Source organism: Yinghuangia seranimata, assembly GCF_029953285.1.
Taxonomy (GTDB): Bacteria; Actinomycetota; Actinomycetes; order Streptomycetales; family Streptomycetaceae; genus Yinghuangia; species Yinghuangia seranimata.
Genome location: NZ_JASAOI010000010.1, coordinates 187,623 through 202,846, shown reverse-complemented (window position 1 = coordinate 202,846; position 15,224 = coordinate 187,623). Strand labels below are relative to the sequence as shown.

Sequence of the window (15,224 nt, the reverse complement as noted above, 5' to 3'; positions counted from 1 at the left end):
TGTGGCGTTGGCACTGGTGTTGTTGCTGGGCATCGGGTTGATCGTCTTCCCGCTGGCCGACGGCCTGCCCAAGAAGACCCAGGGCGTCGACAACGTCCAGGACACGTTCCGTGACGCGATGTCGAAGGAGGGCCTCAAGACCAGCCGCGACGACCTGGTCACCATGCAGCTGATGCTCAAGCAGCTGAAGACCGAGACCCTCCCGCAGCTCGCGGCGCGCAACGGTCAGACGCCCGAGCAGCTGCAGGTGCTGCTCGGCAGCGTGTTCCCGGCGGTCGGCAAGGGCCTCAAGGACGTCGACACGATCATGCCGCGGTTCGAGCACCTCGTGACCGTCATGGAGCAGCAGGGCCCGAACTTCCGCACCGCCGACGAGATCCCCACCGCGGACGTGCCCAACACCGGCGTGACCTACCTGTTCCTGGTGCCGGGCATCATCCTGACCGTGGTCGGCGCGGCGGGCCTGTTCTTCTCGTTCCGCCCCGGCCGCTCGGTCGTCCCGACGATCGCGCTGGCGACCTCGGTCGCGCTGGGCGTGGTGATGGTCGCCGGCACGCTGGCCACCGACCAGCTCGGCAAGACCAAGGCGGCGGCCGAGATGTTCGACGCGTTCCGGCCCACCTTCACGCAGGAGGGCTACACGCAGTCGCGTGACGACATGAACACCCTCAAGGCGTTCGCCGACGAGATGCAGACCAAGGCGATCCCGTTCCTGGCCGCCGCCGCGAAGCAGACCCCGGAGCAGTACACCGCGGGCCTCTCGTCGCAGTACCAGGAGGTCGGCAAGGGCCTCGCGCAGACGCCGCGGATCCTGCACCGCTTCGACAGCATGGTCAACGACATCGGCACGAACGTGGACAGCTTCCACCAGGCCGACAGCATCCCGTCGTACGACGCGAAGAACAGCAAGGTCGAGCAGGTGCCCTGGTACATCCTGATCCCCGGCATCGCGCTGATCCTGGTCCCGGGCATCGCCCTGCTGCCGCTGGGCCGCGGCGGCGCCTCCGCGAGCGGTTCCTCGGACGCTCCGGCGAACCGGGCGGCGTCCGCGGTCTGACGCCGGGACGGGCCGTGCGCCCGGCCAGAGCCCACTCCGCCGACGGGCGGCCCCGCATCCGCGGGGCCGCCCGTTCGCGTTGCGGGGTGTGACGGCGACCACGCGTCAACAAATCGGAAATCTCGCCGGAAATGCGGTCCAGAGGTCGCGTGCATGCTTTGGATGCACGTGCATCCGAGGCTTGCAGCTGCAATTTACGAGACTGCACGTGCATCTGGTCTTGCACCCGCCGTGAGCATCGACATAATGAACAGGGTGCACACGCGGGTATGTACACGCGTGGATACGCATCGGATCCGGGTCGATTCACGGGAGGCATGACGGTGGTCGGCAAGTCCCACCGCGGCACCGGAGCGGGCCCGGTGTTGTTACGAGGGACACGGACGGCGCGTCCGGGTCGGGTGCCCGCCCGGAGGTGCATATGACCGCCGCCAGTGCCGCCGCGGGCTTCTCCGTGGCCACCCTCTTCCGGATGGACCCGTTGGGCGACGACGACGCGCTCGCGGCCGAGTCCGGACCGGTCACCGACATCGCGGTACGCGCCCTCGGGCCGCGCCGCGACTCGGTCAAGGCCGCCCGAGACTTCGCGCAGGACACGCTGGCCCGCTGGGGAGCCGCCCAGCTGTCCGACGACCTGGCCCTCGTGGTCTCCGAGCTGGTGACCAACGCGCTGTGCCACGGCGTCGGCGCGTCGGGCGAGCCGGGTGCCGCGACGGACACGGGGGGCGCGCGGGACACCGCCGCCGACCCCGGTACCGCCGGCCACCCGGTCCAGCTCGCCATGCTGCGCAAGGGGCGCAGGGTCATGTGCGCCGTCCAGGACCCCGGTGCGGGACTGCCCGCGCCGCAGGACCTCGGCGACGGCGCGGAAACCGGCCGCGGACTTCACATCGTCGAATGTTTCAGTAGTTCGTGGGGCTGGTTTCCGCTGACCGGCGTGGCCGGACGGACCGGGAAAGTGGTCTGGGCGATGTTCCAGATACCCGGGCAATAGTCCGCCCCGGTCGGCGGCCGTGGTGAAGAGGAATTCATCACATCCGGGGAAGTGCGGCAACGGGACCGCACTTCCCGCGCGTTGTATATAGGAAGCGCGGGGCGGGAACACCGCTCCGGGTATTTGCGTATTCGCGTTCCGTGATTAGCGCGAAGCGGCCCTGCGGGTTGTGCGGTGGCTTGTCCGAAAATTCCGTCCGGCTTGGGCGATTTTGCCGCCGCAGGTTCGTTGTGAACGTTTTCGGCGCCCTTCGGCCCGGCATTCTTAAGCCCTTCTTAGGGCCTTCCTGTAATGCTGGATATAGGGCTTCCCGAGCTTGCGTGGCGGCCTGGGGCCGTGCGCTATCATCACACCGTACGCTGCATTTGCATGGTCAGATGCACGTGCAGATACAAGAGGCAGGGACACGGCGAACGATGCCGGGGCAGCCCAGGCAGGCCCCGGACTCGGGCGCGACGAACGGCACAGGTCGTACCACCGGGGGTGGGCAATCGTCGCCGGTTCGCCCGGCAAGAGGTCCAGGAGAGATGTCATGCACGGAACGCACAACGGGATGCCGGCCGGGTCTTTGCACGGAGTCGCGTGGCAGAAGAGCCGGCGCAGCAACTCGCAGGGCAACTGCGTCGAGATGGCCCAGCTGCCCGACGGAGACATAGCCGTGCGGAACTCGCGGTTCCCTGACGGGCCCGCCCTGATCTACACCCGCGCCGAGATCGTCGCGCTCATCCTGGGCGCCAAGGACGGCGATTTCGACAACCTCATCGCCTGACCGTCCACGACCCTCCGCTCCGGGCCGCACATGGCCCGCACGGCGAAACGCGGGCACGGCGAAACGCCCACCGTGCTTTCGGGCCGGGTAACGCGCCCGGGTCGCGTCGGAAGGTGTTCAGCGCACTTCAGCGCACTCGGTAACACCTCGGCGCGGCCCGGCCGGTCAGGTCTCCTTGAGGATCCTCGCGAGCAGGTCGACACTGCGGTCCGGCGGCAGGCCGTCGACGCTCAGCCGCTCCATCACCTCGGTGTACTGGTCGACGTCGTCGCGCTTGTCGAGGTACAGCGCGCTCGTCAGCTGCTCGAGGTAGACCACGTCCGGCAGATCCGGCTCCGGGAACCGCAGCAGCGTGAACGGGCCGCCCTCGGCCGCGTGCGCGCCGAACCGGAACGGCATCACCTGCACCGTCACGTTCGGCAGCGCCGCCGAGTCGATGAGGTGCTGGATCTGACCGCGCATCACCTCGCGCCCGCCGATCGGCCGGCGCAGTGCCGCCTCGTCCAGTACCGCCCACACGCGCGGCGGCCGGTCCCGGTTCAGGATCAGCTGACGCTGCGTCCGCAGCCCCACCCGGCGCTCGACTTCGGACACGGGGGCGTTGGGCTGCCCCGCGACCACCACCGCCCGCGCGTAGTCCGGGGTCTGCAACAGACCGGGTACGAATTGCACTTCGTAGGTACGGATGACCGACGCCGCTTCTTCCAGGCCTACGTACACCTGGAACCAGCTCGGCAGGATGTCACCGTAACTGTGCCACCAGCCCGTGGCGTTCGCCTCCCGGGTAAGGTTCAGCAGAGCCTCACGCTCCGTCTCGTCCGTCACGCCGTACATCGTCAGCAGGTCCGCGACGTCGCGGTCTTTGAAGCTGACACGGCCCAGCTCCATTCGACTGATCTTCGATTCGGAGGCGCGGATCTCATACCCCGCCTCCTCGCGCGAAATGCCTTTGGCCTCGCGGAGTCGGCGGAGTTGGGAACCGAGGAGAATACGGCGAACCGTCGAGCCGCTCCCCGGCTGCGCTGTGGGCATACGTCCTACCTCCGGCAGAATGGACCAGCGCATAGTATGACAGCGCCATCTCGCGTGTCCCCCGAACCGCGGGATCAACGGTTGCTTTACGCCATCTTGCCCGGGTCGTTGATCCCCGTGGGGGATCGCCGACCTGACGGTGTGTCGTGAGTGAGACCGGTGAAACGGCCGAAAGGTTGCGCCAGGGTACGCCACGGGGCGTACGCCGGGCGCGTGCCGATCGGCCCCGCGGCGGCGCGGTGACCTGCGCCGGTGCCGCTTCTGTCGGACTCCCGCCGTACGTTGCGGACATGGCGTCCACCACGCACTCCCTGACCTATCTGCGCCCGTCGGCGGTCCGCGCCGCTTCGGACGGCGCCCCCGCGCTCGCGCTGGAGACCGGCGGCGGCCTCACGTCGCACGGACTCGCGCCGTTCCCGCGGTTCTTCTCCGGATTCCTCACCGCGCCGCAGGCCGCCGCGGGCGGACTGCTCGCCGTCGCCGACGTCGCCGCGACCCGCTACTGGCAGCCGCAGAACCGGGCTTCACTCGACCCGGTGGTCACCGGCAACGGCGACCGGCTGCGCTTCGAGTCGTTCTCCGGCTGCGGCGGCGTCTACGCCCGCCTCGACGTCCTGGCCGCCGGTATCGACGGCGAGATGCTCGGCACCGGCACCACCAACGTCGACGTCAACGCGCCGCTGCGCGAAGCCCTCGCCATGGTCGGCGGCGGCGATCCGCTGCACGTCGCCGTCGGCCCCGACGACGTCACCGTCACCACGTTCGACGGCCCGGTCGTGGAGAAGAAGGTCCCGCTGCCCGAACGCTGGCTGCGCGGCTTCGCCGAAGTCCAGGTCATCGCCTCCCGCTTCGACCTGCGCGCGGAACTCGGCGCGGCCGCCGCGGCGCGGTTCCTGCGGAGCCTGCCCAGGAACACCCGCCAGGTGCTGTGGGCGGTCCCCGCCGCCGGCACGCTCCGCGCCGCGTCCGCCGCGAGCCCCGGCGCCGTGTGCCTGGCCGGCCCCGACCGGCTGCGCGCCCTCACGCGCGTCCTGCGGCACGCCACCGCCCTGCGCGTGTACGGGCCCGCCGTACGCGCCGGAGAAGGGCCGCAGGCGTCCGCCTGGGAGGTCGAACTCCCCGGCATGCGGCTCACGTTGACCGTCTCGCCCGACGCCGCGCGCGGATTCTCCGGAGAAGGCGCCGTCCTCGCCGGCCTCGCGGACCCGCACGCCGCCGACGACGCCGACCTCGTCGCGGCACTGCTCGCCTGGGAACCCCGCGTCGAGATCGGCGCGCTCGCGCTCGAGTCCGGGCTCACCCCCGAGCGGGTCCGCGCGGCACTGACGCGGCTCGGTACCGCCGGGCGCATCGGGTACGACGTCTCCGAGGCCGCGTACTTCCACCGGGAACTGCCGTACGACACCGGCCGTGTCGAGCACATGAACCCGCGGCTGCGGCACGCCCGCCGACTCGTCGCCGAACACCGCGTCAGCCTCGCAGGGGACACCGCGCGCGTCATCGGCGACACCGCTACGTACGCCGTCCGGCTAAGCGGAGACGGCTCTTGCACATGTGAATGGTGGGCCGGGCACCGCGGCGGGCGCGGCCCCTGCAAGCATGTCCTCGCCGCCCAACTGACCGCGCGCGCCGCGGCCGACGACCGGAGCACCGTGGAGGTGAAGGCGTGACCGCGCCGACGTGGAGCGACGTCCAGGCCGCGTACGGGACCGGCGGCGCCGCCGCGCTGCCGCCGCTGTTCGACGGGCTGACCGAGGCCGAACGGCGCACACTGGTGCCGGACCTCAAAGCGGCGCTCAAGGACTACACGGCCACGTGGCAGACCCGCCGCGACGTCCTCGTCCAACTCGGCGTCGTGGGCGCGGCGTGCGTCGGCGGGGCGGCAGGCGTCAGTCAATGGCTCACCCGCCGCGACCTGCGCGGGTTCGCGGACACCCGGGCCGCCAAAGACGCCGTCATGACCGTCATAACGCAGCGCAACGCCGCCTGGTTGCCCGACATCGCGCAACGCCTCGCAAATCGGCTGACCCTTGACAGCCTGTTCGCCGACTGGGAGCTCGCCGACCTCTTCGTCGTCGCCGCCGGCATCCCGATCCCGCGGACCGACGGCTATGTGCGCGGCTGGTACGACTCGATGGGCATCAAGCGCATGCGGGGCACGCTCGTCCAGGCGCTCCACGCCGACCGGCGGGCCCGCGAGTTCGTGCCGCTGCTGTGCGGCGTCGAGCAGCTCGGCCGCCGCGTCGACAGCGACGAGCGCGGGAACGAGGAACGCCCGGAACGGTGCTGGTCGCGCGCGCTCCGCACGCTCGCGGACCACGACGTCGTCGACCGCGGCGGCTACCTCGACGCGCTGCTCACCCGGTTCCTGCTCGGGGTGTCTGCGGCCGTGGACGTACGCGGCTTCCGACGGCTGTACGACGGCCTGGAGGTCACCGACGCCGAGGCCGCCGCCCGCGTCACCGTGTACCTGCGGCTGCTGCCGGACAGCCCGGCCGCGTTCGCCGAGATCGCGCAGGCCGCACTGCGCCGCCTCGACGAAGCGGGCGGCCTGACCGTCGAGCAACTCGTCGAGGCCGGCCGCGCGGTGCTGTTCCGGCCCGAGAAGAAGCTGGTCCGGGCACAACTGACCTGGCTCGACAAGGCCGCCGCCCGGCACCGCGACCGCGCGGGCGAGGTGCTGGCGACCGTGACGACCGTGTTCACCCACGAGAGCGCGGACCTCCAGGAGCGGGCGCTGAACACGGCGGCCAAGCACCTGCCGAAGCTGTCGGCCGATCAGGCGGCCGTGCTGCGCGACGAACTGCGGGCCTCGGCCGAACTGGTGGACGACACCCTGCGGGCCGACCTCGCCGCCCTCGTCGGCGACCCGGTGCCGGCCGCCGATAAGCTCGCCGGGCCCGTGCGCCCGCCGCTGCCCGCGCCGCGCGAACTGCCGCAGCCGATCGACGGGCTCGACGAACTGACGGAGGAGCTCACCGTCCTGTTCGCGACCACGATGCAGAATCCGTGGTCCGGCAGGGCAACGGCGAACGCCGACCCGTGGGCGCTCGAACGCGTCGTCGACGGCCTGCTGCGCGAACACGCCCGCGACCGCGAGGCGCTCGCCGAGGCCGTGGCACCGCTGGACGCCAAGCACCGGCCGCTCAGCCACAACGACTGGCAGGCGAACCGCACGGTGGGCGCGCTCGGCGCCCTGGTCGCCGCCGCGAGCCGGCTCGGCGGGGCCATGGGCTGGTTCCGCAGGCTGTTCGCCGGCGACGGGCCGGCCCTGACACCGCACGACGCCCTGCCGGGACCGCACCGCGTCCACCTGATGCGCCTGCACGAGGTCGCCCGCCGGCTCCGCACGCCGCAGGCCGACCCGCACCTGGCCCGGCCCGCCGACGCCGCCGGGTACGTCGACCCGGACGCGCTCGTCACGGGACTGGCCGCGTACGAGGCCGCGGGGCGCACGCCATGGCCGTACGACCTCGGCCAGGCACTGCTGCGGCTCCCGAAGGACATCGACCCCGCGGTGCTCGCACGCGCGGACGAACTGACCTCGCCCGAGGGCAAGCGCACGGCGGCGCTGATGCGCGCGGGCGGCTACACCGGGCCCGAGGTCGCCGTACAGATGTTCCTGACGTCGTGGCCCTACCAGTGGCGTTCGGACCTGCCGGGCTCGAGCAACCGGCCGGCGATCACAGGCACGCTCGACGAGCGGATCGCGGCGGCCCGCGTGTGGCTGGCCGAGCGGTCGGCGCACCTCTACGGGTTCGACCTCCTGGCGACGGTGGGGCCCGCGGACGCGTCGATGGCCGAGGACATGGTCGCCTCTGCGCTGTGCGGCGTCGAGGACCCGGGGGAGAGCGCCAACCGGCGGCGGGACTGGTTCCAGGACCGCACCGAGATGGCGTACTGGGTCCTGGTCGCGCCCGGGCACCGCGACCTGATCGCGGCGCACGCGTCGATGGCGCTGGTGTCGCTGGCCGACAACGGCGACGGAGGCACCGGCGTCCTGCCGCTCCTCGCGGCCGCCGACGGCCGGACCGGGCCCGGGACAGCGCTCGCGTTCGCGTACGGCCTGGGAGCCCGCGACGAGGAGGACCGGGCGCACGCGGTCGACGGCTACCTGACGCTGGCCGCGCGCGGCGGCGACGACTGGGACCCGGCCGAACTGGGCGTCACGATCGCCCAGGCCGTCGTGCTGGGCCGCATGAAGGCCGGCCGCGTCGCGACCGCGCTGACCCAGGCCGTGGCCGCCGACGCCCACGAAGCGACCTGGCGCCTGCTGACCGGCCTCCTGCCCCGCCTCCTCGCCGAACCCCGCCGCAACCCGGCCCTCGCCGACCTCCTGGCCCTGGCCGCAACCTGCGCGACGAGGTCCGGCGCCAAGGCCGAACTCCCCGGCCTGGCCGCCCTCGCGGCGGCCAAGGGCGGTTCGAGGGCGGTCCGCGAGGCGAAGCGCCTACAGGAGGCGCTGACGGCCTGAGTCCGCCCCGACCGGCGGACTCGCCCCCCGACGCGGGGACCGAGCTGACGGGCGTAGGTGCTTGCCGGGTCACCCGCTCGCGCCTCGAGGAGCGCGGCGGCCACTCGACGGGCGACGGCGCAGACGCGTGACCGGCGGTCCCCGGACTCAGGCGCACGAACCGCGGCCGCGCGTGTTGGCGTGTGCTTGCCGGGCTGGCCGCCCTCGCCGCGGCGAAGGGCGGTTCGAGGGCGGTCCGCGAGGCGAAGCGCCTGCAGGAGGCGCTGACGGCCTGAGACCGCCCCGAGGCACAGCGGTTTCAGTGCGGTGACGCTCTGAGGCCGCTCCGACCGGCGGGCCCTGCGCCGAGGAGTGCGGGCGCGACTCGACGGGCGACGGCGTCGGCCGCGTGACCGGCGGTCGCGGCCTCCGGCGCACGAACCGCGGCCGCGTGCGTCGGCGTGTGCTTGGGGCGGCGCCTGCTCAGGCGCCGACGTGGGTGCGCGCTGACCGAAGACGGCGGGGCGGGGCGGCCGTTGTCGGTGCGTGCCGCCTGTCGTCGCGACCGGGCGCGCGGGGGACTTTGTTGCCGCGCGCCCGGTCGGGGCCGGGGTCAGCTCTTTACGCGGGCGAACGTCAAGCCGTCCGCGATCGGCAGGATCACCACGTCCACCCGCGGGTCGTCGCGTACGTGCTGGTTGAACACGTGGATGTCCGCCGCGGGGCCCTCCGGGTGGGCGTCGGCGACGCGGCCGCTGTAGAGGACGTTGTCGGCCAGGATCAGCCCGCCCGGAAGCATGCGCGGGACGAGTGCCTCCCAGTAGCCCACGTAGCCGTCCTTGTTGGCGTCGATGAACGCCAGGCCGATGTGCGGGTACGACGGGAGCGCGTTCAGCGTGTCCAGTGCCGGGGCGATGCGGAGTTCGACGCGGTCGGCGACGCCCGCCTTGAGCCAGGTCTCGCGGGCGATGGAGGTGTACTCGTCGGAGACGTCGCAGCACAGGAGGCGGCCGCCCTCCGGCAGGCCCCGTGCGATCGCCAGCGACGAGTAGCCGGTGAACGTCCCGACCTCGACGGCGAACTGCGGCGCCGCCAACTGGGTGAGCATGGTCAGGTACACCCCCTGCTCCGGGGGGACCTGCATGACCGCGTGGTCCGGCAGCACCTCGTGGGTGCGCGTGATGAGGTCCTGCTGGACGCTGTCCGGGGGTGTGCTGTGCGCCAGGATGTAGGCGTAGAGCTCGTCCGTGATCTGGACGTTCTTCGACGCGGTCATGGGTCCTCCCGTCCGGCGCTCGCGCCCGTGCGCGGGCCGCCACGGTGATCCTGCCAGCCGCACGGGGCGGTCCCCGGGATCCGGGCCCCGATCCGCCAGGATGGTCACGGGAGCGCGCGGGCGCCCCGGACCCCGGCACCGGCCCGGGGGAACACCGAGCGAAAGGCGCGGACATGACCGACAGCAACCCGAACGAGCCGTGGAACCAGCGGCCGGACGTCGCCAAGGAGGAGGAGGCCGCCATGGAGGAGCTGGCGGCCCGCGTGTTCGGGGCGGCGCGCGGCGGGGACGCCGAGATGCTGGCCAGCTACGTCGACGCCGGCCTGCCGGTCGACCTGGCGAACGACTCCGGCGACACGCTGCTGATGCTGTCGGCCTACCACGGCCATCTGGCCTCCGTGCAGGTGCTGCTGAAGCGTGGCGCGGACGCCAACCGCGCGAACGACCGGGGCCAGACGCCGCTGGCCGGCGCCGTGTTCAAGAACGAGCCGGAGATCGCGCGGGCGCTGCTCGACGCGGGCGCCGACCCGGACGCCGGCACCCCGTCGGCAACGGACACTGCGCGCATGTTCGGCAAAGAGGACATGCTTTCGCGCCCCGCCGGGTAGGTACGGACCGCCGAGGAGGCGGAGGCGAGCGCGATGGGCGGCGACGGGCCGGACACCTGGGACGCACTGCGGCGGTTCGAGTTCGGGGCGGGACTGCTCCATGTGCGCTCGGACCTACCGGTCGTGACGGACGGTTCGTTGGCCCCGCGGAGCGACCCGTACCACGGGCAGGTGCTGCGGGTTCCGGGCGTGCGCCGGGTGCGGCGGTTCGAGCTCGCGGGCGCTTTCGCGGCGAGCGGCGAACCGGGTGCCGCGCCGGTGTCGGTCGGCGAACCGCCGGAGCCCGCGCGGTTCCTGACGCTGTACGACCTCAAGCATCCGGGTGTGCTGGACACCCCCGCGTTCCGGGCCGTCGACACCGCCGACGCCGCGGTGGTGCCGGCCGAGCCGCCGGACGAGCCGCCCTGCGGGCTGCGGGGCGGCCTGGACGGCCTGCGCCTGGTGTGCCTGGAACGCTGCCGCTGGCCGCGCGTGTCGATCGCCCGGCTGTTCCCGGCGGGGGACAAGCTGCTGCACCTCGCCGTCCAGGGGGAACGGGCCGCGATGGAGCGCTGGTTGGACGAGGAGGCCGTCCCGACGCTGCTGCCCGCGCTCGGCGCGGTCGGCGTGCGCTGGTTCGACGCGGGCGAAGGCCGGCACGTGGTGCTGTGCGAACTCCAGGGGCCGATATGGCCGTTGCCGCCTCCCGTCGCGCACGACCTCGGGCCGGCGGTGTGGAGCGCGTACCGGCAGGAGTACGTGCGCAACGCGCCCGGCGAGTGAGGCCGCTGCGGCTCCTCGGAACCCCAAGTGGTCGGCGAGGGGCGGCGGTCCCGCGGGTGCGGGCCCGCCGCCGATGTCCGTCCGCGCCTTCGCGCGTTCGGTCAGACGTCGTCCGCCCGCACGACCTCGAAGCCGTTCGCCTCGAGGCCCGGCAGGACGGCTTCCGCGTCGCCCTCGACCACGACGGTCAGTGCGTCGGGCCGCAGATAGGTGGCCGCGGCGCGGTCGAGGTCGGCGCGTTCGGCGGCCACGATGGCCTCGTACTCGCGCGTGACGTGGTCGTCGGGCAGCCCGTGGACGACGGCCTCGCGCAGCCGTGCCCCGATCGCACGGGGCGACTGCAGGCCGATCGGCATGCTGCCCAGCGCGTGCGCCCGAGTCGTCGTGAACTCCTCCTCGGTGACGCCGCCTTCGTGCATCGTGCGGACCTCGGCGAGGGCGTCGGCGAGCGCGGCCGCGGTGACCTCGGTGTGCACGGACGCGGCGACGGCGAACGAGCCGATGCGGCGGCCGTGCGCGAACGACGCGCCCGCGCCGTACGTGTAGCCCTTGACCTCGCGCAGCTGGTGGTTGACGCGCGACGTGAACGACCCGCCCAGCACCTCGGAGAACAGGTCGATCGCGACGAGGTCGGGGGTGGAGCGCGGCGGCGCGGTGTGGCCGAGGCGCAGCACGGACTGCACGGCGCCGGGCCGGTCGACGAGGAACACCCGGGTGCGGTCGGGGTCGTCGGGGATCGCCGGCACGGCGGCGGGCCGGTCGGGCGCGCCGGGGTCGGCGTCCGCGAAGACCAGGGCGCCGAGCGCGACCGGGTCGACGGTGTCCAGGTCGGCGGCGACCAGCAGGGTGCCGGGTGCGGTCATGCGGCGCGCGTGGAAGGCGCGGATGTCGTCGGCGGTGATGCGCGCGTTGCTCTCCGGTGTGCCGTCGAGCAGCCGCCCGAACCGGCTGTCGGCGCCGAACAGGGCGCGCCGGTAGGCGATCTGGGCGCGGGTGCCGGGCTGGGCCCAGGCGTGCTTGAGGGAGGTCGCGACGTCGGCGAGGTAGCGGTCGACGTCCTCGTCGGCGAACGCGGCACGGCGCACGGCTTCGGCGAGCAGCCCGACGCCGTCGGCGGCCCGGGCCGCGGGGACGTCGACGCCGATGCACTGGGTCTCCCAGTCGTGGCTCCACGTCCAGCGCGCGCCGAGGCCTTCGAGGGCGAGCGCGAAGTCGTCGGCGGAGTAGCCGCGGGTGCCCTCGTCGACGAGGCCCGCGGTGACCCGGGAGAGACCGTCCAGGCCGTCGGGTTCGTGCAGGGCACCGCACTCGAGGACGAGGCCCGCCCACGCGAGCGCCCGGCCCGGCAGGTGCGCGGCGACGATCGCGCCGCCGCCGGGCGCGGTGAGGCGGCGCACCTCGGGGAAGACGTACGGGCGCGGGGGCGCGCCGGCGGGGCGTTCGGCGATCAGCCGGTCGGCGTACGGGTCGGTGTCGGGGCCTGCGGCGACGAGGCGTTCGGTGGTCACGCGGCGTCCTCCTCGTCGGGCGCGGCGCCCGCGGCGCCGGAGGCGGCGTCGGCGGGCAGGTAGGTGAGCACGATGCGGTTGTCGGGGTGGAACGTGTCGGCGGCGACGCGGCGCAGGTCGTCGGTGGTGACGGCGTCGAGGCGGGCGACGCGTTCGCGGACGGTCTCGGCGTCGCCGAACCGGGTGGCGTACTGGCCGAGGAGGTCGGCGCGCCGGTTGACGGTGCCGAGTTCGCGCAGCCAGTCGGCGGTCAGCATGGTGCGGGCGCGTTCGAGTTCGGCGTCGGTGACGCCGTCGCGGGCGGCCTCGTCGCAGACGTCGGCGTAGGCGGCGGCGACCTCTTCGGGGGTGACGCCGACGCGCGGCGCGCACGCGCCCATGACCATCGACGCGTGGTGCATGAGGCCCCATGCGGCCATGAACCCGCCCTCGGACTGGGCGAGTCCGCGCTCGGTGACGAGCGTGCGGTACAGGCGCGAGCCGCGGCCGCGCCCGAGGGCGGCGGCGAGCAGTTCGACGGCGGGGGAGTCGTCGGTGCCCCAGGCGGGTCCGCGGTGGCACAGGAACACGCGCGGCATCGGGACGTCCTCGGCGAGGGTGACCTCCAGGGGTGCTCCGAACCGGCGTGGCAGCGGCGGGGGTTCGGGTGCGGGGAAGGTGCCGACGGGGACGAGGCGGCCGAAGTAGCGGTCGGCGAGGGCGACGACGTGGTCGGGGTCGACGTCGCCGACGACGGTCAGCACGGCGTTGTCGGGCGTGTAGTAGGCGGCGTGGAAGGCCGTGAAGTCGTCGAGGGAGGCGCTGTCGAGCTCGGCCATCGAGCCGATCGTGGAGTGCGCGTAGGGGTGGCCTTCGGGGTAGGCGAGGCCGACCATGACCTCGGTCCAGCGGCCGTAGGGCACGTTGTCGTAGCGCTGGCGGCGCTCGTTCTTGACGACCTCGCGCTGGTTGTCGAGGGTCTCCTGGGTGAGGGCGAGCGAGCCCATGCGGTCGGCCTCGAGCCAGAGCGCGAGTTCGAGCTGCCCGGACGGCACGGTCTGGTAGTAGTTCGTGCGGTCGGGGTTGGTGGTGGCGTTGACCGAGTCGCCGCCGCACGCCTGGATCAGCGCGAAGTGCTCGCTCTTGGCGACGTGCGCGGAGCCCTCGAACATGAGGTGTTCGAAGAGGTGCGCGAAGCCGTGCTTGCCCGGGGGTTCGTGGCGGGCGCCGACGTCGTACCAGAGGTTGACCGCGGCCAGCGGCACGGCGGGGTCGGGGCTGACCACCACCCGCAGCCCGTTGGCCAGCGTGGTCTGGTGGATCGGCCACGGGTACGCGTCGGGCGCGGAATCGGTCGATGCGTCGGTCGCGGTGTCGGTCACGGTAGGCCCCTCCCCGGGACGCCCCGCGCACGGCATCGCGCCCCGCACCGGCGGCCCACCTCGAATCCTGCGATGTGGCGACGCTGTCCACGGACGTGGACGGCGAAGTCGCCAGTATCACAGGCGGAGGGGCGCGCCGGTGCGGGGCGCGGGTGCTTCGGGTGGTCGGTGCCGCGGCCGACGAGGGCGGCGGTCAGCGACCGGTCGTGCTACCGGTTCAGGCGAACAGCGCCGAGAACTTGGCGAGCGACTCGACCAGGGCCTCCTGCGTGGCCTTGGTGACCTTGCCGGCCATCATCGAGACCGCGCCGCCCTTGACCTCGGAGTCGATCTTGAAGAGGGTGCCCTCGCCGTTGGCCTCGACGATGAACGACTCGATCATCGAGACGCCCATCGGGCCCTTGCCGTCGAGGTCGATGCGGACGCCCTCCTCGACGTTCTTGATCGTCCACTTGATGTCCGCCGGGAAGCCCATGAGCTTCATCTTCTCGTCGTACGCGACGCCGGCCTCGAGCTTCTCCGGGCCGCCGGCCGGGAACTCGACGTGGGGGACCATCCACTTGCCGAAGTCGGCGAAGTTGGTGAGCTGGGCCCAGACCGCCTCGGGCGCGGCGGCGATCTCGATCTGCTCGTTGATGACAGGCATGCTCATGGTCCTTCTGCTCGGCACGGGGGCGGGCGGACCGCCGCGTGCGGTTATCGCAGTCCTCGGGCGCTGCTGGTGGCTCCGCGAGGCCCGGCGCGCGTACCCGCGCACGAGCGTCCCGACGGAACCGGGCTGCCGCGAAGCTATCGCCGATATTTGGCACAGTCAATGGTGTCGGGGAGCACCCGGACCCGCCGGGCGGCGGGGCGTCAGCGCAGGTGCGGCGGCAGGATCGTGCCCTCGGGATCGCCAGGACCGGCGGACACGGTCATCGTGTGCGGGCCGAGGCGTTCGCCGCAGTGGTCGCACACAGTGACCGCGTTGACCTGGTGCCCGCACGCCTTGTGGGTGGCCACGACCGGGGGGCCGTCGGGCGCGGCCCAGTCGTCGCCCCACTGCCGCATGGCGTTGACGACCGTCCACATCGCCCGGCCCTTGTCGGTGAGCCGGTAGTCGTAGCGCGGCGGGTTCTCCTGGTACGCCACGCGCTCGAACACGCCGTGCCCGACCAGGTGTTCCAGCCGCTGGGTGAGCACGTTGCGGGAGATGCCCAGGCGGGTCTGGAAGTCGTCGAAGCGGGTCACGCCGAGGAACGCGTCGCGGATCACGAGCATCGTCCACCACTCCCCGGCGACCTCCAGGAACTGGGCGACCGAGCAGGGCACGTCTTCGAACGACTTGCGGCGCATACCGCGATCCTAGTGGGTTGCGTCAAGAAACTCACTGTCCCTACATTGAGTTTCGTCATAGAACTCACC

At 72.7% G+C, this 15,224-nt stretch carries 13 protein-coding genes; 7 read left to right on the top strand and 6 right to left on the bottom strand.

Going from position 1 to position 15,224, the window contains the following annotated elements:
• Position 1: 1 nt before the first annotated feature.
• From QI554_RS07150 to QI554_RS07140, 3 genes are all read left to right on the top strand, one after another.
• Positions 2 to 1,057, top strand: a complete 1,056-nt coding sequence (locus QI554_RS07150; protein ID WP_281467092.1) for a hypothetical protein — start codon at positions 2 to 4, stop codon at positions 1,055 to 1,057.
• A 421-nt stretch (positions 1,058 to 1,478) separates the two neighbouring features.
• Complete coding sequence (locus QI554_RS07145; RefSeq protein ID WP_281467091.1) at positions 1,479 to 2,051, top strand: ATP-binding protein; 573 nt, start codon at positions 1,479 to 1,481, stop codon at positions 2,049 to 2,051.
• A 532-nt stretch (positions 2,052 to 2,583) separates the two neighbouring features.
• Positions 2,584 to 2,820: a DUF397 domain-containing protein gene (locus QI554_RS07140; RefSeq protein ID WP_281467090.1), complete on the top strand. Its 237-nt coding sequence runs from the start codon at positions 2,584 to 2,586 to the stop codon at positions 2,818 to 2,820.
• A 165-nt stretch (positions 2,821 to 2,985) separates the two neighbouring features.
• Here QI554_RS07140 and QI554_RS07135 read toward each other — a convergent pair whose 3' ends face one another.
• Positions 2,986 to 3,852 carry a helix-turn-helix domain-containing protein gene (locus QI554_RS07135; protein ID WP_281467089.1) on the bottom strand — a complete coding sequence of 289 codons (867 nt, stop codon included), beginning with the start codon at positions 3,850 to 3,852 and terminating at the stop codon, positions 2,986 to 2,988.
• A 290-nt stretch (positions 3,853 to 4,142) separates the two neighbouring features.
• Between QI554_RS07135 and QI554_RS07130 the strand changes: the two genes are divergently transcribed.
• A complete protein-coding gene (locus QI554_RS07130; protein WP_281467088.1) occupies positions 4,143 to 5,522 on the top strand; it encodes an SWIM zinc finger family protein in 1,380 nt (459 codons plus the stop codon).
• Positions 5,519 to 8,326 carry a DUF7824 domain-containing protein gene (locus QI554_RS07125; RefSeq protein ID WP_281467087.1) on the top strand — a complete coding sequence of 936 codons (2,808 nt, stop codon included), beginning with the start codon at positions 5,519 to 5,521 and terminating at the stop codon, positions 8,324 to 8,326. The genes QI554_RS07130 and QI554_RS07125 overlap by 4 nt, the downstream gene beginning before the upstream one ends.
• Positions 8,327 to 8,918: 592 nt before the next feature.
• Here the strand turns inward: QI554_RS07125 and QI554_RS07120 are convergent.
• On the bottom strand, positions 8,919 to 9,581 hold the full coding sequence (locus tag QI554_RS07120) for an O-methyltransferase (protein WP_281467086.1): 663 nt from the start codon (positions 9,579 to 9,581) through the stop codon (positions 8,919 to 8,921).
• 242 nt (positions 9,582 to 9,823) lie between these two features.
• On the opposite strand from QI554_RS07120, the gene QI554_RS07115 reads away from it, so the two are divergent.
• Together QI554_RS07115 and QI554_RS07110 are read left to right on the top strand one after the other, a co-directional pair.
• The gene (locus QI554_RS07115) at positions 9,824 to 10,189 is read left to right on the top strand and encodes an ankyrin repeat domain-containing protein (protein ID WP_425527931.1); all 366 of its coding nucleotides are present in this window, start codon (positions 9,824 to 9,826) and stop codon (positions 10,187 to 10,189) included.
• Positions 10,190 to 10,222: 33 nt separating this feature from the next.
• Complete coding sequence (locus QI554_RS07110; RefSeq protein WP_281467084.1) at positions 10,223 to 10,951, top strand: hypothetical protein; 729 nt, start codon at positions 10,223 to 10,225, stop codon at positions 10,949 to 10,951.
• Positions 10,952 to 11,052: 101 nt separating this feature from the next.
• Here the strand turns inward: QI554_RS07110 and QI554_RS07105 are convergent, their stop codons facing one another.
• The 4 genes from QI554_RS07105 to QI554_RS07090 all read right to left on the bottom strand — a co-directional run bounded on the left by QI554_RS07105 (position 11,053) and on the right by QI554_RS07090 (position 15,155).
• Positions 11,053 to 12,459 (bottom strand): M16 family metallopeptidase, encoded by a 1,407-nt coding sequence (locus QI554_RS07105; RefSeq protein WP_281467083.1) that lies wholly within the window; start codon positions 12,457 to 12,459, stop codon positions 11,053 to 11,055.
• Entirely contained in the window at positions 12,456 to 13,820 is a 1,365-nt protein-coding gene (locus QI554_RS07100) for a M16 family metallopeptidase (RefSeq protein ID WP_281467082.1), read from the bottom strand. Before QI554_RS07100 ends, QI554_RS07105 begins: the two co-directional genes overlap by 4 nt.
• 217 nt (positions 13,821 to 14,037) lie before the next feature.
• Positions 14,038 to 14,466, bottom strand: a complete 429-nt coding sequence (locus tag QI554_RS07095; RefSeq protein WP_281467081.1) for a type II toxin-antitoxin system Rv0910 family toxin — start codon at positions 14,464 to 14,466, stop codon at positions 14,038 to 14,040.
• Between the two features lie 209 nt (positions 14,467 to 14,675).
• Entirely contained in the window at positions 14,676 to 15,155 is a 480-nt protein-coding gene (locus QI554_RS07090; protein ID WP_281467080.1) for a winged helix-turn-helix transcriptional regulator, read from the bottom strand.
• Between the last annotated feature and the right edge of the window lie 69 nt (positions 15,156 to 15,224).

Excerpts from the sequence above, each read along its gene's own strand:
- QI554_RS07135 (WP_281467089.1), bottom strand. The coding sequence starts at position 3,852 with ATGCCCACAGCGCAGCCGGGGAGCGGCTCGACGGTTCGCCGTATTCTC.
- QI554_RS07145 (WP_281467091.1), top strand. The coding sequence starts at position 1,479 with ATGACCGCCGCCAGTGCCGCCGCGGGCTTCTCCGTGGCCACCCTCTTC.
- QI554_RS07110 (WP_281467084.1), top strand. The coding sequence starts at position 10,223 with ATGGGCGGCGACGGGCCGGACACCTGGGACGCACTGCGGCGGTTCGAG.
- QI554_RS07095 (WP_281467081.1), bottom strand. The coding sequence starts at position 14,466 with ATGCCTGTCATCAACGAGCAGATCGAGATCGCCGCCGCGCCCGAGGCG.
- QI554_RS07130 (WP_281467088.1), top strand. The coding sequence starts at position 4,143 with ATGGCGTCCACCACGCACTCCCTGACCTATCTGCGCCCGTCGGCGGTC.
- QI554_RS07140 (WP_281467090.1), top strand. The coding sequence starts at position 2,584 with ATGCACGGAACGCACAACGGGATGCCGGCCGGGTCTTTGCACGGAGTC.
- QI554_RS07090 (WP_281467080.1), bottom strand. The coding sequence starts at position 15,155 with ATGCGCCGCAAGTCGTTCGAAGACGTGCCCTGCTCGGTCGCCCAGTTC.
- QI554_RS07120 (WP_281467086.1), bottom strand. The coding sequence starts at position 9,581 with ATGACCGCGTCGAAGAACGTCCAGATCACGGACGAGCTCTACGCCTAC.
- QI554_RS07115 (WP_425527931.1), top strand. The coding sequence starts at position 9,824 with ATGGAGGAGCTGGCGGCCCGCGTGTTCGGGGCGGCGCGCGGCGGGGAC.